Raw genomic sequence first — 18,778 nt, 5'->3', positions numbered from 1 at the left:
ACGATGAAGTTCGATCACGGCAGGCCGGCAGCGCCGGTCGTCAGTTGCCTTTCGATTGCTCAATCATCGCGCAGCCGCCCTGACTGATCGGCCGAAATGCCTCCAGGCCGCTCAGGACCCCGACGTTCTCCAGAAGATCCCACTTGGCCTTCGACGCTTTGGCGTCCTTCACCTTCAGGATGTACATATTGTGGATGGCACGGCCGTCTGCGCGCACGACGACCAGTCCGAACAGCTCGTCATCGATCGGTGCCTCCTTCATCTTTCGGATGACCGCCTGCGCGTCGTTAGTCCCCGCTGCCAGCGCCGCATTCAGATAGGCAAGCACCGACGAATAGACCCCGGCGTGGAACGCGGTTGGCAACTGTCCATGTTGGCGCGCGCTAAACCTCGCCGACCAGGCTCGGCTCGCATCGTTCAGGTCCCAATAGAACGGTTGAGTGATAATGAGCCCCTGCCCGACGGCGAGGCCGCTCGCCTCGACATCATTGGTCGTCGTCAACAGCGCTGCAAAGGTCTTTCCGCTCTGCTTCAGCCCGAACTCCGATGATTGCTTGATCAGGTTGACAGTGTCGCCACCCGCGGTCGCGAACGCGATCACGTCGGCACCCGAAGCGTCCGCCTGCAGGATGAAGGAGGCGTAATCGGCGTTGTTGATAGGCACATTGACGGATCCGAGCACAGTGCCGCCACCCGCGCTGATCACCGACGTCCCATCGCGCACCATGGACTTTCCAAGCGCATTGTCGGTCGCGATGAAATACCACTTCTTGCCGCCATGATGGACGAGATAGTTGCCGATCGTGTGCGACGCCGCCCAGGTGTCGAAGGTCCATTGGATCGTGTTGGGTGAACAGTACTTTCCGGTGAGGTCGGATGAGGCTGCGCTGGATGCGATCAACGCCGCCTTGCTGCCGCGAACGACCTCGTTGACGGCGAGGCCTACCGCTGAGTTCGGCACGTCGGCGACAGCGTCAACCTTGTCCTGATCGATCCATCGACGCGCAATTGCTACCCCGACATCGGCCTTGTTCTGGTGATCCGCCGATATGATCTCGACCTTGAAATTGGGATGCTGCTGCATGAAGTCCTCAGCCGCCATCTTCGCCGCGGTGACCGAGCCCTCGCCCGCATTGTCCGAATAGGGACCTGACGCGTCGTTGAGGATACCGATCCTCATCGTACGCCCCGCATCTGCCTGCGCAGACGAGTACGCAGTGATGGCGAGGACGGAGGCTCCGAAAATGTACGCAAGAACTTTCATGACTTTCCACCCATTATCGACGTCAATTGCTCTTTCAAAGATCGAGGAGGAGCGTGCGTGATCTGGCACCTGAGCAGCAGATCATCATGGTCTTGTTCGCCGCCTGCTCTTCTTTGCTCAGGAACTGGTCGCGATGGTCGGGCGTGCCTTCGAGCACACGCGTCTCGCAGGTGCCGCAGACTCCCTCGGTGCAGGCGTAATTGGCGGCTATCCCAGCGTCCAACAGAGCTTCGAGAATGGTCTTGCCCACGCCGACTTCGATGGTCCTGTTGCTCCGCGCGAGCTTGACCTCGAAACCGCCTTGGGTCGCCGGTGCTTTCCTGGCCTGGAAGTATTCAACGTGCACATGGTCGGCAGGACGATCCGCTGTCGCCGCCTCGAAAGCTTCGAGCATCGGCAGCGGGCCGCAACAATAGAGGTGAGCCCGCGCCGGCGCATTTCTGACGAGTGCGGGAAGATCGAACATTCGCCCGGACCGCTCATCGTCAAGGTCGACACGCACCTTCGCCGGCCCGTTCGATCCAAGCCCATTGAGGTCGTCGAGGAATGCCGCGGCGCGACGCGTCCTGGCGGCATAGAAAAGCTCCCAGGAGCGTCCCAGGGCCTCCAGACGACGGACCATCGACAATAGGGGCGTGATCCCGATCCCGCCGGCAATCAGGACCGAGTGTTCGGCCTCTTCATCAAGCGCAAAGTAGTTGCGCGGATGGGACACCGTGACGATGTCGCCCGCCCTGAGATTGTCGTGGACGAAGCGCGAGCCGCCCGTGCTGGCCTGATCCTTGTTGACCGCGATGACATAGCGATGCCGCTCGCGCTGATCGTTCACCAGCGAATAGCTGCGGATGATGCCGTTCGACAGATGGAGATCGATATGGCAACCGGCTGCGAAGGGGATGAGATCGTCGCCCGCCGGAGACGTCAATTCGTAGGAGTTGACGTTTTCAGCCTCATAACAGATGCGCTTGACCAGGACCTCGATCACGCCCTCAGCCATCGAGCAGGCCTCCGCATCGAGACCAGCGAACGCATCTTGGGTGGTTTGCATCGCTCACAATTCGTACCCGAAATCGGCGCCCAGCTCGGCGCGCATGAACGGTGCGCCGGCATCGACCCAGGAGTCCTCCGGCGGTAGCCGCAGCGATACCGCTCGCACCATGAAGACGTCGGGATCGGTCACGCCTTTCGGCTTCGTTCCGTGGTCGCGATAGGCACCGAGCGCCTCCAGGATGAATCGCCGCGTCATCGCGATTCCGGTGTCGCTCGAGCAGAGGTTCTCCCTGGTTCGATCGAAGATCGGTGACACGCCGCTTTGGCAGGCGCCGTCCTGGACCCAGAGTCCCGGCAGGCCGGAGAACCAGGTCGTTTGCTGCGCCTCATGGTCGAACTGGAAGCCATTCTGGGGATTGTATTTCGTCCAGTAGCCCGCGTACGGGACCGTCACCGGATGCTGGACGAGTGAGTGGCGGCTGGCATGTCCGCTCTCACGGCCATTGTGCCCTTCCGCGAAGATCTGACGCGTCTTCGGCAGCAGCGGCTCCGAGGGATGATACGAGAACATGATGCAGAGTGTGTTCTCGTCGTCGATCGGCACCCAGGCATGGCCGCTCAGATCCGGGAACGGCGACAACGGCGGAACGAGCGTGTAGAACGGCAGCAGAAACTGGTTGACACGCCAGTACAGCGTGTTTGCATCATAGTTGCGCCGCGCAGCGATGCTCATCCCGAAGTCTTGCTTGATGCACTCGAAGGTCGGGCGCAGGTCGCGCTTCTGAATCCAGGCACTCGTCGTGCCCTGCGAATCCAGCCGGCCGTGCAACAACGGCGCATGGGCGGAATCAATTTCGCCCTCGACTGCCTGGAGCCAGTTGCATTCCTGGACGCGGACGGAAATATGAACCTGCTCCTGCGGAACGAGATTCCACTCGACGTTCGGCAAGGACGGAAGATTGCCTTCGTCCGGACCCATATAGGTCCAGATCATCCCGTTACGCTCACTACAGGGATACGCCTTGATCCGAACACGCTCCTTGAGGCGGCTGCGAGCCGGCTCGGCCGGCATATCCGTTACGGCGCCCGTCACGTCGAATTTCCAGCCGTGATAAACGCATCGTAGTCCGCAATCCTCGTTTCTGCCGAAGATCAGCGGAGCACCGCGGTGCGGACACGCCTGGTCGACCAGCCCGACGCGGCCCTCGGAATCTCTGAACGCCACCAGATCTTCTCCAAGCAGCCGGATGCGCTGCGGCTGCCCGTCATTGACGAGATCTTGCGACGGCAGGAAGGGTATCCAATAAAGCCGAAAGAGGTCGCCGAGCGGCGTGCCCTTTCCCACCCTGACCAGACGTTCATTGTCTTCGCGCGAGAGCATGACCTTCCTCCATCGAATTGGCGGCGCGCACCGGGCCGCCTATTTATTTGGACGTCCCAAAAGCGCAGCGACACGAGCGGACAATCCGAGATCCTGGGCGGTCCAAAGCGGATCGGCTGCGGCGAGCGGCTTCCGAGGGACCGGAGGCTCCCGGCCCGCCTGCACCAGGCTCACGATCATTTCGATCCGGCGCCGCTCCAACTCGCTCAGCGCGTCTTCGACGACGGAAGCTTCCGCCGTGCAGCCCGGCAGTTCCGGATAGGCGACCCGCACGAGCCATTGCCCGGGCGCGGTTTCGACGGCCTCAGCTTCGAGAAGGTAGGGAATCGACAGGAGATCGCGCAGATCCAAACAACCCTCCCTTGCGACGTCATTTCGTTACATCGTCTCTTATTACGTATACGTACTACTTTGCTGAATGGCTTGCAATAGGCATCGGGAGCGGGGTCGAAGATTCCGAGGACCCCGCTTGTCGCTTCAGCCCCGGGGTTGAGAGCGATCGGTCAAGCTGCTAACGGCTATCTATGTGATTTCAAGGCGATCAATCGGGTCAACGACGGCATGTCGGCCGACAAGGCAACGAAAACGAGCGCGGCAGATATTGCGCGCAACTGGCGGCTGGAGGGCGGTATCGGATTTCTCCTCCGATTGCTCGAGGCACGCTATGACGTGCTCTACCAGGACCTGACCGGTCAGAGCGATCTCACCCCTCGACAGTTCGGCGTGCTCATCGCACTTTATCAGAACGGGCCCCTCACCCCCTCCGCTCTTGCAGACCGCATCAGCTGCGACCGAAATACGCTCAGCGAGATGCTCAAGCGAATGACAGCGCGGAAGCTGATCTCCAAAAGAAACAATTCGGAGGACCGCCGGTCGATACAGGTCCAGATCACAGCGAAGGGCGAGGAAGCCCTTCTGGCCGTCGTCCCGGCCGCAGCAGAGTTGCAAAACACCATGCTGGCGCCCCTGAACAGAGAGGATCGCGCGCATTTCCTCAAATGCATGCTGGCGATCACAAAGACCTCACGGGCCGGACCTTCCTCCTCAGACGATTGACGAAGGCGCGCCAGCGTTAGAACGTTTCGCCTACCGCGCGCGATACCGCACCGGCAGACGCTTCACGCCGCCGAGGAAGGACGTTTCTGTCCAGGCTGGCTTGCCCGCAAGTTCGATCCGGTCGACCCGTCTGAGCAATTCACGAAAGAACGCCACGACTTCAGCCTTGGCCAGGTGCCTGCCGATACAGGCATGAATGCCAAAGCCAAAGCCGAGATGACGGTTGGGCGAGCGCTCCAAAATGAATTCGAACGGACGATCGAAGGCTTCTTCGTCGCGATTGCCGGACGGGTAGCTGATGAAGAGGCTGTCGCCGGCCCTGATCGTCTTGCCACGAATTTCGTAGTCTACCGCCGCCGTCCGGAAGAAATGCTTGACCGGCGATACCCAGCGCACCATTTCTTCCGCGGCATCGGGCAGCACATCGTGATGGTGCTGGAGGCGCGCCATGCAATCCGGATTCTCGATCAGTGCGAGCAGGCCGCCGGCAATCGTCGCGCTCGTTGTGTCGTGCCCGGCGCTGGCAAGTGCGACATAGTATGAATAGGCCTCAAAATCCTCGATCGGCCGACCGTCAATTTCCGACGTCGCAATGACGGTTGCTACGTCGTCCTTCGGGTTTTGCCGCCTCTCCCTCACGACGTCCTTGAAGTACTCGACATAGGCGGTCGTTGCATCGATCAGGTCCGTTCCCTTCTGCATCTCGGGATCACCGCCACCGAAATAGGCCTGAGTGATCTTCAGGAGGCGTTGCTCGTCACTGCGTGGCAGTCCAAGAATCGTCATCAGGACGCGCAGCGGATAGTAGATCGCAATCTCACCGTAGAAATCGCATTCGTCACCCATCGCAAGAAGGCGATCGATACTCTCCTTTGCCAGGGCTTCCATGCGCTCTGCCAGGGTCCGGATGTGGCGCGGCTGGAACCAGGCGTGGGTCAACTTCTGATACTTGGCGTGATCCGGATTATCCATCTGCGGCAAGGCCCGAACCAGCATGGGTTTGCCATTCATGGCTTCCCGCACCTTGCTCTCGAACTCTGTGCTCAGGAGCTTCGTCCGCGGCGCGTTGATGAACCGATCGGCCTGACGCTCGATCTCGACGATGTCGGCGTATTTGGTGATCGTCCAGAATGGACGGTAGCCGTCGGGCTCTGTCCAATGGACCGGATCATCGCGGCGCAAGCCCGCAAAGAGGCGATGCTGAAGGTCGACGTTACCGTAGGTCTTATGATCGGCGATTGCATTGTCCAATGCGATATCGAGCATACCTGCGTCTCCCCACTATTTTATGATTTGTGCCGCACTTCCATCTCTCACATTTATCGGTAGACCACATCGCTGCGCCCCTTGGCGCCGCTATGAGGACGGTCACCCTCCGAACGCTCCCGCCTCTGCGAGGCGAGAGATCGCTTCGCCGGAAAGGCCGAGAACCCGCGACAACACCTCATCGCGATGCGCGCCGATTGCGGGAATGTCGCGCTGCATGGATGTCGACGCGCCCGACATCTTCCAGGGAGCATTGACGCCCATGAATTCTCCCGCTCCGTCCGCGACCTTGGTGAAAGCCCCGCGCTGCAACAGGTGCGGATCGGTCAATGCTGCACTGGGATCTCGGTACTCGGCGCTGGGAACGCCGGCCTGGTCGAGCGCGGCCATGCATTCGCGCACCGTATGCCGCTCCGTCCACTTCTCGATGACCTGCATCATCGCGGTCCAGTTTGCGCCCCGCCCTGGCACAGACTTGAATCGCGCATCATTGGCAAGCTCGCTCTGCTCCGTCACCTCGCAGAGCGCGGCAAAGTTGCGCGGCGTGATCGGAGCGATCAGAACGTCACCGTCGAGGGCACGCACCGGACCATAGGCCGCGCGCGGGGCGCTGATCGGGAATTGCGCTTCCTGCAATTCGTAGACGAGCAGATTGAGCATGCAGTCCATCAACGCAACATCGATCCGCTGCCCGACCCCGGTCCGCGCACGGTGAACCAGTGCCGTCTGGATCGCTGAGTAGCCGAAGACGCCGCCCAGGACGTCGGCAACAAAGATCGCGCCGGCCGCCGGCCGATCGCGGTCTCCTGCATATCGCATCAGGGACCGGTCGAAGCCGCTCTCGGCATGAACAATCATGGCATAGGCCGCGCGTTCAGCGGCGGGACCGGACTGCCCGTAGCCCGAGATCGAGCAATAGATCAGGCGCGGATTGATCGCGCGCAGCGCTTCATAGCCAAGGCCGAGGCGGTCCATCACGCCAGGTCGGAAATTTTCGACCAGGATGTCGGTTTCCGCCACCAACTGGTGCACCAGATTGATTGCCTCGGCGCTCTTCAAGTCGAGGGCAAGGCTGCGCTTTCCCGCATTGAGCTGACCGAAATAGGCGCTGTGGCCATCGCGAAGCGGTGTCCGCAGCCGCATGTCGTCGCCTTCGGGTGGCTCGATCTTGATCACTTCGGCACCTACATCGGCGAGCAGTCGTGCGCAGTACGGGCCGGCCAGCATGATCGAAAAATCGAGCACGCGCATGCCGGCGAGAGGCGCGGTCGGGGTTTGCTGCTCCTGCATGCGATTTGCTCCTATCTGGGCAGCCCTAGCGCACGTTGGGCGATGAGGCTGCGCTGAATCTCATTGGTGCCGATGCTGATGACCCACATCAACGAATGGCGCAGGTTTTGCTCGAACCGGCCATTGTCGATCGCACCCGGCATCTGTTCGGACAGCGCTGCGCGCATGCCAAGAATGTCGAGCGCCGTCTCGCCGAAGCGCTCCATCAGTTCGCTGGAATAGACCTTGCTGATGGCGCCATATTCCGGCGGCGTCACGCCATTCGCAGCAAGGTCCGCGCAGTGCATCATCAAGAGGCGTCCGACTTCGATTTCGGCCGCAAGCGTCGCCATTTTGTCGCGAACAATCGGATCGTCGCTCAGCGCCGACCCGTCGGCGCCCTTTGCCATGACGTGCCGACGCAATTGCTCGAAAGCGTGAGCAATTTTCAAGACGATGCCGCCGCCAACCAAACCGCGTTCGAAAGCAAGCGCGCCGGTCAGCACCTTCCAGCCGCCATTGACCTCGCCGACGAGGTTCTCCGAGGGAATACAGACGTTGTCATAAAAGATGTTGGCGAAGGAGCCGTCATACATCGTGGTCGCTGGCCGGATCGTGATACCTTCGGCGTCCATTGGCACGATGAACATGCTGATGCCGGCATGCGGCGGCTTCGCCTCCTTGTCCGTCCGCGCGGCGAGGAACATGTATTTGCCCCACCACGTCGTGGTCCAGATCTTCTGACCGTTGATCACCCAGTGATCGCCGTCACGCACCGCGCTCGTACGCAGCGCCGCGAGGTCGGAACCGGCTTGCGGTTCGCTGTACCCCATGCCGTGCATGGCCTCGCCACGAAGGATTTCGGGCAGATATTTTCGTTGCTGCTCGGGCGTCCCGAACATCATGAGGGCGTTGGCCTGGATTGCAGCGCCGATTCGCGGCGCCTCGCCCCGTTCCATCGTCTCCATGAAGGCGATTTGCTCGAGCGGCGAGCGCTCCTGGCCGCCGAATTCGCTGGACCAACCGAGACCGATCCACCCCATCTTGCCGATGTCACGTGCGAAATCAGCATCAAACTCCCGCTTCGCGAACGGCTTGCGATCGAATTCGGCCTTCCGATCGCCCGACCAGTTCTGCTCGAGCCACCCCAGCACCTGCCCGCGCAGCGCGTTGCCGGCGGGACCGAGATCGTACTCGGGCAATCCGGGGCTTTCGGGATGCAACAAGGACGATGCCAGAAGCCGCTTCGCATCACGCGATCCGCCCAGCGCGATGGTGTCCAGATGCACGCGCTTGAAGTGCAGCGGCGCTTCATGTTCGTCGGCGTAGCCGATGGCGCCGAACGCGTGGTGGGTCTCGAGCGAAACCCGCCGGAGCGCGTCGGTTGCGAACACGACGGCACAATTGGCAAAATGGCGCCAAGCGCTGTCGTCCTGATCGTGCAACTTCGCTGCATGATCGAGAATCAGACGCACCCCTTCGAGGGCGATGAGGCCATTCGCGAGCTTGTGCTGGATTGCCTGGAACCTTCCGATCGGCTGCCCGAACTGATGCCGCTCTCTGGCGTAGTCCGTCGCCAACTCGAATGAGCGACGCGCCGCTCCATGGGCCCGCGCCGTCAGCGCCAGCTTTCCCCTGAGCAGGAGATCGTCGAGGACGCCGTCTTCCAGTGCAATGAGGGTCACTGGCGCCGAACTCAGCCGGACCTCGTAAAAACCCCAGGCGCCCATGGCACGCGTCGGCGCTATGTCCACGCCTGCGCCATCCAGCGCGACCAAAGCAAGGACGGACTGATCGACCGCAACGAGTAGCTGGGTGCAACTCCCCGCAGCCTCGACAAAACGAAGCAATCCGGCCGCACGGCCATCCCTGATCCGGATCGAGCCGGTGCCCGAATCAGAATCGAGCGCCCCAAATGAAAACGCAACCCGGGCCGAGCCCGCGTGCAGCTCTTTCAGAACATCGGCGGCCACCCCGGATTGCACCGTCGAGAGCGCGAAATTGACGATCGCCGCCGACCACATTGGGGCCGGACACGCAGCGCGGCCGAGTTCTGCGAGCACAACCGCTATCTCGCGAAGCCCACCTTCATCAAGATTGCAGCCGAGAGTGGCGATGCCCTGTCCGACGAGTTTGCTCCATATCGCTGCAACGTCGGGCGGAGAGGGTCCACGCCTGACGCAATCGGCAGTCCACTGCTCGCCGAGAAACCCGCGCAAGGAATCCCGGAGCATCTGCCTGACGTCGTCACCTGGGACCTCTGCCGCGTCCATCGACGGAACTAGCGCTGGCCGAATTTGGGCTTGCGCTTCTCCTTGAACGACATCGTCGCCTCCTTGTGGTCGGCGGTTTCGAATGTCACCTGCTCGAGCGCCATCGAGGCCTCGAGCAGCATGTTCACGCGATCCTTGAGGATCTGATTGATCGACAGCTTGGTCCAGCGGATGGCCCAGGTCGGACCGTTCGCGAGCTCGATCGCGATCTCACGGGCTTTCGCCAGCACCTCCGTGCGCGGCGCGATATGATTGACAAGACCGATCCGCTCGGCTTCCTTTCCCTTCAAGAGAGTGCCGCGGATGAGGAATTCCTTGGCTTTGTTGATGCCGATAAGCAGCGGCCAGATCACCGTGCCACCATCACCCGCAACCAGGCCGACGCGCGACACATGCGTATCACCAATGCGCGCATCTTCGGCCATCACGGTGATATCGCACAACAGCGCATGGGTCGCCGCAAGACCAATCGCGTCGCCATTGATGGCGGCGATGATCGGCTTGTCGAGATCGAGCTGACGGGTCACCCCGCGACGGCTGATCATGGGGTCGTGAACTTCCCCCTCCTCCAGAACGTCACCGCCCGGCCGCTCGGACATTGCCTTGACGTCGCCGCCCACGCTGAAGAATTCACCGGCGCCGGTCAGGATGACGACATTGACGGCGTGATCGTCTCCCAAATCGTCCCAGATCGTGCGGAGTTCGCGGATCAGCTTTTGATTGATCGCATTGCGCGCCTGGGGCCGGTTCAACGTCACGGTCGCGACCTTCTCGGAGACGTCGACAGTCAAGCATTCATATTTGCTATAGTGGGACACCATTTCCTCCGTTGCTATTATTGTTGAGCACGATCAGCAATATTGTCGGGCGCAGGTTTCTCACCGCCTCATGCCGGGCTGCATCTCCGCCAGCGCAACTTGAAGCGACATCGCGCCGGGATCCTGCTCCAGCATGCGTTGCACGGCCTCCAGGTGACTGCGCATCAAACGGGTCGCGGACGACGCATTTCGTTCACGAAGCGCCGTCAAGAACTTCCGGCGCCTCTCGGACAGCCCCGCCATCGCGACACCGCTCGACGCCACCTTGGCATAGACGAAGCGCATGTGAATCTCGGTGACGGAATCCATGATCATGGCGATCACCTTGTTTCCGGTCGCCGCAGCAAGGATCTTGTAAAATTCCCGCGAACATTCGACCCGGTCCAGCAGCCGGCCTTCCGTGGTCGCGATATCCGTACGCTCGATATTGGCCTCCAGTGCCGCGAAATCGGCCTGCCGCGCGTTCGCGCAGGCCAACCCCACGACAAGATCCAGAACGTGGATCCGCGCCTCCGATAGTTCGCGCACCGAGATCGTGCCGAGGCTCAGCATGTCCTGCATCACCACGTTCATTCGGCTGGTGTCGCCCGACTGAATGAAAGCGCCTCCCTTGACGCCCTTCTGCAATCGAAGCACGCCAGCCATTTCAAGACTGCGAAGAGCCTCCCTCAACACGTTGCGGCTGACGCCAAGCTGCTGCGCGAGATCGCGCTCGGGTGGCAATTTGTCGCCCGGCTTGAGAACCCCGCGCGCCAGTTGCTCGCGAATGCGCTCGCAGATTTCCTCGAAGGCCCGGCGCGTGTGAATGGGCCGAAATGTCAATGGAGCGGGTGTACCCGCTGCACGGTGATCGGGTGCCCGTTCCCGTCGCTTCAGCGACGGCGATCGGGGGTTGGTCGGTGCGCGGGGGCTTGACTTGGACGACATGCGGTGAATTATTAAATGGATCACCCATTCAATGGAAGCCCCTTTTTGGGCTTTCTGACAAAAATCAATCCGGGGTTCTCCATGAGCTTTACCGAGGAGCAGATCGCCTTCCGCGACAACGTCAGAAGGATGGCGGTCAAGCACGTGGCGCCGATTGCAGCCGAGATCGACGAGACCGACCGTTTCCCGCTCGAGATCGTGAAGCTGTTCGGCGAGATGGGGCTGATGCAGCTCTGGGTCCCCGAGCAATATGGCGGTCCGAACGGCAATCTGACCCTGGCGTGCATCGCGCGCGAAGAGATCGCAAAGCTATCGCCGGCCTGCGCCTCGATCGCCTGTCTCAACACCATGTTCATCATGCCGCTCCTCCATTTCGGCTCGGAGGAGCAGCGGAAGAAGTTCCTGCCGATCATCGCGAAGGGCGGCGTGGTGACCGCGATTGCGATCTCGGAACCTCAGGCCGGCTCCGATGTCACCGCCATCAATACCCGGGCCAAGCGGGACGGCGACTGCTACGTGCTCAATGGCCGCAAGCAGTGGTGCAGTTACGGTGTCGCGGCCGACTACATCGTGGTGTTCGCGCGCACCAGCGACAGTTCGGGCGCAGACGGCATCAGCGCGTTCATCGTCGAACCGAAGACCATGCCGGGGATCAGCTTCGGGCGCCATGAACGCAAGATGGGCTTTCGTGGCGCGCCGAACACGCCGATCTTTTTCGACAACGTCCGGGTGCCGGTCGAAAATCTGGTCGGAGAGGAAGGCAAGGGTTTCCGCGCATCGATGCGGGCCCTCGACCTCAATCGTCCCACCATCGGCGCGCAATCGGTCGGACTGGCGCAGGGTGCGCTCGATGCCTGCGTCATCTACGCCAAGGAGCGCAAACAGTTCAAGAAATCGATCTCCGAATTTCAGGGCGTGCAGTTCATGCTGGCCGATATGGCCATGCAGATCGAGGCTGCACGCGCCCTCGTCTATGAATGCGCGCGCGCCGGCGACGCCGGCGATTGGAAGCGCCTGAACGTCCTTGCCAGCATGGCCAAATGCGTCGGCAGCGATATGGCCATGAAGGTGACGACCGATGCCGTGCAGATCTTCGGCGGCTACGGTTACACGATAGACTATCCGGTCGAGCGCATGATGCGCGATGCCAAACTGACCCAGATTTTTGAGGGCACCAACCAGATCCAGAGGATGGTCATCGCCCGCGAACTTCTACGATAAGAGTTACAAAAAACTAACATTGGGAGGAAACGTCTTGAACAGCAGTATCTGTGGGATTCTGGGCATCATTGCAGCATTAGCAGCGCTGGCGTCGACGCCGGCCCATGCGCAAAAGGCCTATGGTCCGGGAGCCAGCGACACCGAGATCAAGCTCGGGCAATCGACGCCGCTCAGTGGACCGGCGTCGGCGTTCGGTGCCGGCGCAGGACGCGCCGTCGTCGGCTATTTCGAGATGATCAACGAGCAGGGCGGCGTCAACGGGCGCAAGATCAGCTTCACGCAGCTTGACAATGCCTACAGTGCGTCGAAGGCGGTCGAGCAGTCGCGCAAGCTCATTGAGGACATCGGCGTCCTCGCCGAGGTCGGCACCATCGGCACGGTCCCGAACGTCGCAATTCAGAAATATCTGAACTCAAAACAGGCCCCCCAGCTCTTCATCACTGCCGGCGGGCGTCGCTTCAACGATCCAAAGACGTTCCCTTGGACGGTGCCCCTCTATCCGGATTTCGAGACCGAAGGCCGGGTCATCGCAAAATACATTCTGAACGACAAGCCGGATGCGAAGATTGGCGTCCTGTTCCAAAATGACGATTACGGGCGGGACTATGTCAAGGGATTGCGTGCCGGCCTGGGATCGAAGGCATCGCAGATCGTCGCCGCGGTCTCGTATGAGCTGACCGACCCGACGATCGATTCCCAGATCGTTCAGCTCAAAGCGGCGGGCGTTGACACGCTGATCGAACAATCCTCGGCCAAGGCCGCGGCCCAGTCCATCCGCAAAGTGCATGAACTCAACTGGGATCCTCTCCACATCATCGGCGGCTCGACGGCATCGGTCGAAACTGTCCTGAAGCCGGCAGGCCTCGATGCATCGAAGGGGCTGGTCACCACGCAGTTTCTCAAGCAGCCCGGCGATCCCGCCTGGGCGGACGATGAGGAAATGAAGACCTACAAGGCGTTCCTGAAGAAATACGCGCCGTCGGCCAATCCCGACGACTACTCCGTTCTGGTCGCCTACATGAACGTGAACGCCCTGACCACGGTGTTGAAGAAGTGCGGGGACGAACTGACCAGAGAGAACCTCATCAGGCAGGCGACCTCCCTTCACGGCACGCGAATGCCCCTGATGCTGCCCGGCGTCTCCATCAGCACGGCGCCCGGCGACTACACGCCGTTCAAGATTCTTCGCATTGCCAAATTTGATGGAACGAGCTGGACACTCACTGGCGATCCGGTATCGGCGGAGTAGTGCTGCATCCCTGACGGCGGTCGCCGCCGTCAGGCCTCCACCATCGCACCAACCGCCCTGAGCGCGTCGATCTCGTCCCGCGGAATGCCCCAGTCCGTGAGCACCTCCCTGCTGTCGCGCCCCGGCGCCGGTGGCGGCCGACGCAGTTCGGAACGCGTGCGGGAAAAGCGCGGTGCCGGGCTCGGGTGCCGCAGCCCATCGAAATCGGCATAGAGGTTTCGCGCCTGCATCTGGGGATGCGCAGGTGCCTCATCGACCGTCAAGACCGGTGCAAGACAGGCGTCGTGTCCCATGGCGAGCGCGACCCACTCGTCACGCGTTCGTCCGGCGAATATCCTGGCGAAGCGTTCGCGCATCTGCGGCCATGCCGCCCGATCGTTCTGGGCCGGAAGACTTTCCCCACTGAGACCCATCACCTCGAGCAGGTTGGCGTAGAAGTGCGGCTCGATCGCTCCGACCGCAATGAACCTGCCGTCGCTGGTCGCGTAGCTTCGATAGAAAGGCGCGCCGCCATCGACGATGTTGTCCGACCGGCGCCCGGTCCAGCTGCCTTGCTGACGGAAGGCCTGAAAGGCCGACATCAGATGCGTCACCCCGTCGATCATGGCGACATCTATCGTCTGCCCTTGCCGGGATCGCTGTGCCTCCATCGCGGCCGAAAGCAGTCCGACGGTCAGGTAAAGCGCTCCGCCGCCGAGGTCCGCGACGAGATTGAGCGGAGGCGGAGGCGGACGGTCGGCGTCGCCCAGGCAATGCAGCGCTCCGGTCAATGCCAGGTAATTGATGTCGTGCCCCGCTTCCTGCGCCAGCGGGCCGTCCTGCCCCCATCCCGTCATGCGCGCGTAAACCAGACGCGGATTCGCGGCGTGGCACGGCTCGGGTCCCAGCCCGAGCCGTTCCATCACCGAAGGACGGAACCCTTCAATCAGCGCGTCCGCCTGCGCCACGAGTTTCAACACCGTGGCGATCGCCTGCGGCTGCTTGAGATCGAGCGCAACCGAGCGCTTGTTGCGATTGTAGAAGTCGAACTGCGCCGGCAGGTCCGGTTCGACGCCCGGCTTTGCAATGCGATCGATGCGGACAACATCGGCGCCGAGATCACCGAGCAACGCGCCCGCAAACGGCGCCGGGCCGATCCCGCCCATTTCGACGACACGAAAGCCTTCCAGGGGGCCGGTCACGACGAACTCTCCTCTTCCCGGACATCAGGGGACTCCATGTCAGGGTGGCCGAACAGCGTCCGTGACCAAACAACCTCAGCGGTGAAAGCGTACAGCGTCATCGATCGTTGCCCGGTCTACGCGTGCTGCATTGGCCTTGACGTCGCGGTCTTCATAGCCAAACGAAATGCCAAACAGCAGCTTGTAGTGGCTTGGAACTTCGAGGTGCTCGCGAGCGATGTCGGGAAACAGGCCGAGCGCCCCTTGCGCGCATGAGGCGATTCCGCGCGCGGTGAACGCCAGCATCAAGGTTTGTGCATACATGCCGATATCGGTCGCCTCGCGCGTGTCGAACGGCTCCGGCATGAAGATGAGGACCGCATGGGGTGCATCGAAGAAGGCATGATTGCGGATATAAGCCATCTTGCGCCCGACCGTGTCGTTCCGCGCAACGCCCATCGCGCCATAGAGAGCCTGCGCCGCTCCGACTTGCCGCTCGCGATAGACGCCGGTGAACTTGCCGTCGGCCGGCCAGTCCGGCTTGATCGGCTCGTCACGCATCCCCGCCGCGACGAGCGCCTCACGGAGGCGTTTGAGCTTGTCCCCCGATGCGACATGTGGCGTCCATGGCTGCACATTGCAGTTCGACGGCGCGCATTGCGCCAGAGCAAAGACCTCCCGTAACGTCGCTTCGGGCACCTCACGCGCGAGGAAGCCACGCACCGATCGGCGGAGGCGAATGGCCTCGTCGACGCTCATCGCCGGGCGCTCCATCAAGGTCATGCCCCGCTCCCGATCAATGCCATACCGCGCATTGCATAGGCGCGCGCGAGCCGGCGCCCCACCTTCGCGGCATTGGGCAAAACGTTGTTGCCGAGATCGCCGCGCGCCGCCACGCCGGCGCTTCCGACCGCACCTCGGAACATCGCAAAGACCTGGTGGAAAACGGTCAGGCGTTCGGCCGCCTCTGCGCCTTCATAATAGCGATCGAGATAATCACGCTCGCTGGGAATTCCCAGTTCATCGAGCGGCAGCCCGAGTAACCCTCCGTTCTCATCCGGCGCCATTCGCCAGGCCTGGCTGTTGAAGGCAAGATCCACGAGGGGATGGCCGAGCGTCGACAATTCCCAATCCAGTACACCGATCACGCGCGGCTCGGTTGGGTGGAACACAAGATTCGCCATACGGAAATCACCATGGCAAAGCGCAAGGGTTTCGCTCGTCGGTACTCGCTCGGATAGCCAACGCACCATCTGGTCCAGTGCGGGGTTGTCGTCGTCGCTGCGACGGTACTCTGCCCACAATTTGGACCAGCGATTGAGCTGACGTGCAAAATAATTTCCGGGCTTGCCGAAGTCCCCGAGCCCCACGGCCCGATAGTTGAGAGTATGAATGGCGGCGAGCGCGGCACACATCGAGCGATAGCATGACGCCCGCTCATCGCGTGCAAGACCGGGCAACGCGTAGTCGTAGAACACGCGCCCATCCAGCCATTCCATGAGATAAAAGGGCGTCCCCAGCACCGCGCGATCCTCGCAGTAGCGATACGGCTTCGGCGTCGGGACAGCGCTACCCTGGAGTGTCGTCAGCACTCGGTATTCGCGATCGATGGCATGTGCTGACGGCATCAGCACATCGTTCGGCTGCTTGCGCAGCACCGCACGCCAATCGCCTCGTGTCACGAAGTAGGTTGGGTTCGACATTCCGCCGCTGGTACGCCTCACGCACACCGCGCCGTCGCCTCCCTGCCAATCCTTCAGGTAAGCGTCGAGCCGACCAAGGTCGAAGTCGACATCGCCATCGCTGGCCCGCGCGGCCATTGCGATCAGCTCGCGCTCTTGCCGCTGAAGCCGAACAGGTACTGCGCGACGCGGCGCATCTGCACCTCCTCCGTTCCCTCGGTGATCCGGTAGCGACGATGATGGCGATAGATGTGCTCGAACGGCAATGCGCGGCTATAGCCCATGCCGCCGTGCACCTGCATGGCGCGATCCGCCGCCTCGCAGCACAGCCGGTTGGCGCGAAAATTACAGATCGACACCATGTCGCTGATGGACAGCGGATTCTGACGATCCATCTGCCAGGCCGTGCGGAAGATGAAGTTGCGCACCATCTGGTAGTCCGCCCAGAGTTCGACCAGGGGAAACTGAACGGCCTGCTTCTTGGCCAGCGGCTCGCCGAAGGCGACGCGCGACTTCGCGTATTTGACTGCTTCCTGGATGCAATAGCGCGCTGCGCCCGCACTGGCCGCTGCCTGGCGGATGCGGTTTTCATGCACGAAGCGTTGTGCGACGACGAGGCCTTCACCTTCCCGGTGCAGGATCGCGCTGTCGGGCACCCGCACATCGACGAGTTCCGTCTCCGCGTGATCGCTGGGCATGTTGAAGGTCCAGTGATTGTAGAGGATGTTGTGGCCGGGTGTATCAGTCGGCACAATGAACGCGGTGATACCCTTGGCCTCTCCCGGTTTGCCCGAGGTGCGGGCAAACACCAGATTGGCGTGCGCGCGGGCGACCTGGCTATTCCACCGCTTGCGGCCGTTGATGACCCAATGATCGCCGTCGCGAACACCCGTGGTCTCAAGCCAAGTCGCATCGCTGCCATGTCCCGGTTCCGTCAGGCCGAAGGACAGGTGCTTCTTCCCCGTAATGATGCCCTCGATATAGGTCTTCTGCTCCTCCGTCCCGTAATCGGCGAGCGCCGGAACGATCGGAAAATTGCCAACGATGGAGGATTCATCCTGCAGGTCGTTATGCAGACCCAGTCCGCGGGCAGCCAAATGCTCGCGGATCGCTGCGATCGCAAGGTTCGAGGCACCCTGACCGCTGCACGATTTGGGCAGGCCATAGCGCAGATGCCCGGCCTTGTCGGCAAGGCGCTCCATTTCGCTGATCAGCGCTCGCCATTGATCACGGGGGCGGCCGTCATTGTCCCAGTCGGTGCGGGCGTTCTCACGACGATGGTCGAAGAACTGCTTGTTGTCGCGCTCGAGCGGCTTGATCTCAGCCTCGATGAACGCGTCGAGTTCCGCGAGCTTGTCGGTGATGTCCTTCGGTAGTTCGAAATCCACGGCGCCTCTCCTGTTCTGTTCTTATTGGGCAGCTGGCGGTGCTAGAGCGCGATCCGGCCGTAGGGATGGGTGCTGCTGACGCCGCCATCGACCGACAGCAGTTGACCGTCCACGTAAGAGGAATCGTCGCTGGCCAGGAATGCCGCGGCAGCCGCAATCTCTCGGGACGGCCCGGACGTTTCAGCGGCGTCACATGTCCGAGCTTGGATTCGACGCCGCGCGCGCGGGCATCCTCGAACACCTTGCGTGTCAACTGCGTCTCGACGAGCCCCGGCAGTACTGCGTTGACGCGCACGCCGGTCCCGGCGAAGGCATTGGCCGCCGTCTGGGCCAGATTGTTCACGGCCGCCTTGCTTGCGCTGTAGGAGATCGCACCGGCGTTGGCGCGCAGTGATGCGGCCGACGAGGTCAGGATGATGGAGCCGTACCCCTGCGCCGTCATGTGGCGGCCGGCGTATTTGATGGCGAGGAAGCAGCTGATGGTGTTGATACGGTAGACTTCCGACCACTCTTCCACCGTCTGTTCCAGCAGCGGCGTGTTGGTCCCGGTGACGCCGATATTGGCGAAGAAGATCTCCATTCCCCCGAACTCCGAGACGCAGCGAGATACGATCGCCGCCACGTTCTCTTCGATCGAGGCGTCCGTGATCAGGGCGGAAGCCACGCCGCCCTCGCCCCGGATGGCCTCGGCGGTCTCCTCGGCATTGCCGGCCCGGCCGACCACCAGGACAGATGCGCCTTCGCGCGCGAAACGAATGGCGCTGGCACGACCGATCCCGCTTCCGCCGCCGGTGACGACCGCGCGCTTGCCCTCGAGCCGCTTCATGCGTCTTC

17 protein-coding genes are annotated in these 18,778 nt (G+C 61.9%); 3 read left to right on the top strand and 14 right to left on the bottom strand.

Features of this window, described 5'->3' with window-relative positions; translation table 11 throughout:
- Nucleotides 1–40 precede the first annotated feature (40 nt).
- Genes IVB13_RS22510 through IVB13_RS22495 form a run of 4 tightly spaced genes read right to left on the bottom strand, consistent with a single transcriptional unit; the run spans nucleotide 41 to nucleotide 3,986 of the window.
- Entirely contained in the window at nucleotides 41–1,264 is a 1,224-nt protein-coding gene (locus IVB13_RS22510; RefSeq protein WP_247490617.1) for an ABC transporter substrate-binding protein, read from the bottom strand.
- A gap of 34 nt (nucleotides 1,265–1,298) precedes the next feature.
- Nucleotides 1,299–2,312: a PDR/VanB family oxidoreductase gene (locus tag IVB13_RS22505; protein WP_247490615.1), complete on the bottom strand. Its 1,014-nt coding sequence runs from the start codon at nucleotides 2,310–2,312 to the stop codon at nucleotides 1,299–1,301.
- 3 nt (nucleotides 2,313–2,315) lie between these two features.
- Nucleotides 2,316–3,635 carry a Rieske 2Fe-2S domain-containing protein gene (locus tag IVB13_RS22500; RefSeq protein WP_247490613.1) on the bottom strand — a complete coding sequence of 440 codons (1,320 nt, stop codon included), beginning with the start codon at nucleotides 3,633–3,635 and terminating at the stop codon, nucleotides 2,316–2,318.
- 39 nt (nucleotides 3,636–3,674) lie between these two features.
- Nucleotides 3,675–3,986 carry a hypothetical protein gene (locus IVB13_RS22495; protein ID WP_247490611.1) on the bottom strand — a complete coding sequence of 104 codons (312 nt, stop codon included), beginning with the start codon at nucleotides 3,984–3,986 and terminating at the stop codon, nucleotides 3,675–3,677.
- Nucleotides 3,987–4,124: 138 nt separating this feature from the next.
- Between IVB13_RS22495 and IVB13_RS22490 the strand changes: the two genes are divergently transcribed.
- On the top strand, nucleotides 4,125–4,691 hold the full coding sequence (locus IVB13_RS22490; RefSeq protein ID WP_247490609.1) for a MarR family winged helix-turn-helix transcriptional regulator: 567 nt from the start codon (nucleotides 4,125–4,127) through the stop codon (nucleotides 4,689–4,691).
- Between the two features lie 30 nt (nucleotides 4,692–4,721).
- Here IVB13_RS22490 and IVB13_RS22485 read toward each other — a convergent pair whose 3' ends face one another.
- The 5 genes from IVB13_RS22485 to IVB13_RS22465 all read right to left on the bottom strand — a co-directional run bounded on the left by IVB13_RS22485 (nucleotide 4,722) and on the right by IVB13_RS22465 (nucleotide 11,388).
- Nucleotides 4,722–5,957, bottom strand: coding sequence for a cytochrome P450 (locus tag IVB13_RS22485; protein WP_247490607.1), 1,236 nt, complete (start codon nucleotides 5,955–5,957; stop codon nucleotides 4,722–4,724).
- Nucleotides 5,958–6,059: 102 nt separating this feature from the next.
- The gene (locus tag IVB13_RS22480; RefSeq protein WP_247490604.1) at nucleotides 6,060–7,247 is read right to left on the bottom strand and encodes a CaiB/BaiF CoA-transferase family protein; all 1,188 of its coding nucleotides are present in this window, start codon (nucleotides 7,245–7,247) and stop codon (nucleotides 6,060–6,062) included.
- 11 nt (nucleotides 7,248–7,258) lie between these two features.
- Entirely contained in the window at nucleotides 7,259–9,289 is a 2,031-nt protein-coding gene (locus tag IVB13_RS22475) for an acyl-CoA dehydrogenase family protein (RefSeq protein ID WP_247490602.1), read from the bottom strand.
- Between the two features lie 218 nt (nucleotides 9,290–9,507).
- The gene (locus IVB13_RS22470; protein ID WP_247490600.1) at nucleotides 9,508–10,317 is read right to left on the bottom strand and encodes an enoyl-CoA hydratase-related protein; all 810 of its coding nucleotides are present in this window, start codon (nucleotides 10,315–10,317) and stop codon (nucleotides 9,508–9,510) included.
- Between the two features lie 60 nt (nucleotides 10,318–10,377).
- Nucleotides 10,378–11,388, bottom strand: a complete 1,011-nt coding sequence (locus IVB13_RS22465) for a GntR family transcriptional regulator (RefSeq protein WP_247490598.1) — start codon at nucleotides 11,386–11,388, stop codon at nucleotides 10,378–10,380.
- On the opposite strand from IVB13_RS22465, the gene IVB13_RS22460 reads away from it, so the two are divergent.
- The gene (locus tag IVB13_RS22460) at nucleotides 11,326–12,465 is read left to right on the top strand and encodes an acyl-CoA dehydrogenase family protein (protein ID WP_247490596.1); all 1,140 of its coding nucleotides are present in this window, start codon (nucleotides 11,326–11,328) and stop codon (nucleotides 12,463–12,465) included. The two genes, IVB13_RS22465 and IVB13_RS22460, sit on opposite strands and share 63 nt — an antisense overlap.
- A gap of 34 nt (nucleotides 12,466–12,499) precedes the next feature.
- Nucleotides 12,500–13,714: an ABC transporter substrate-binding protein gene (locus IVB13_RS22455; RefSeq protein ID WP_247490594.1), complete on the top strand. Its 1,215-nt coding sequence runs from the start codon at nucleotides 12,500–12,502 to the stop codon at nucleotides 13,712–13,714.
- A gap of 29 nt (nucleotides 13,715–13,743) precedes the next feature.
- On the opposite strand, the gene IVB13_RS22450 is transcribed toward IVB13_RS22455, so the two are convergent.
- The 5 genes from IVB13_RS22450 to IVB13_RS22430 all read right to left on the bottom strand — a co-directional run bounded on the left by IVB13_RS22450 (nucleotide 13,744) and on the right by IVB13_RS22430 (nucleotide 18,770).
- Entirely contained in the window at nucleotides 13,744–14,895 is a 1,152-nt protein-coding gene (locus IVB13_RS22450) for a CaiB/BaiF CoA-transferase family protein (protein ID WP_247490592.1), read from the bottom strand.
- 75 nt (nucleotides 14,896–14,970) lie between these two features.
- On the bottom strand, nucleotides 14,971–15,633 hold the full coding sequence (locus IVB13_RS22445; RefSeq protein WP_247490590.1) for a nitroreductase: 663 nt from the start codon (nucleotides 15,631–15,633) through the stop codon (nucleotides 14,971–14,973).
- A 20-nt stretch (nucleotides 15,634–15,653) separates the two neighbouring features.
- The gene (locus IVB13_RS22440; protein WP_247490588.1) at nucleotides 15,654–16,694 is read right to left on the bottom strand and encodes a phosphotransferase family protein; all 1,041 of its coding nucleotides are present in this window, start codon (nucleotides 16,692–16,694) and stop codon (nucleotides 15,654–15,656) included.
- A 5-nt stretch (nucleotides 16,695–16,699) separates the two neighbouring features.
- On the bottom strand, nucleotides 16,700–17,944 hold the full coding sequence (locus tag IVB13_RS22435; RefSeq protein ID WP_247490586.1) for an acyl-CoA dehydrogenase family protein: 1,245 nt from the start codon (nucleotides 17,942–17,944) through the stop codon (nucleotides 16,700–16,702).
- Nucleotides 17,877–18,770, bottom strand: a complete 894-nt coding sequence (locus tag IVB13_RS22430; RefSeq protein ID WP_247490584.1) for an SDR family oxidoreductase — start codon at nucleotides 18,768–18,770, stop codon at nucleotides 17,877–17,879. Before IVB13_RS22430 ends, IVB13_RS22435 begins: the two co-directional genes overlap by 68 nt.
- Nucleotides 18,771–18,778 lie beyond the last annotated feature (8 nt).

The organism is Bradyrhizobium sp. 17 (genome assembly GCF_023073515.1).
Taxonomy (GTDB): Bacteria; Pseudomonadota; Alphaproteobacteria; order Rhizobiales; family Xanthobacteraceae; genus Bradyrhizobium; species Bradyrhizobium canariense_D.
Note: the sequence above shows the minus strand (reverse complement) of the source record. Positions and strands in the feature narration are given on the sequence as shown.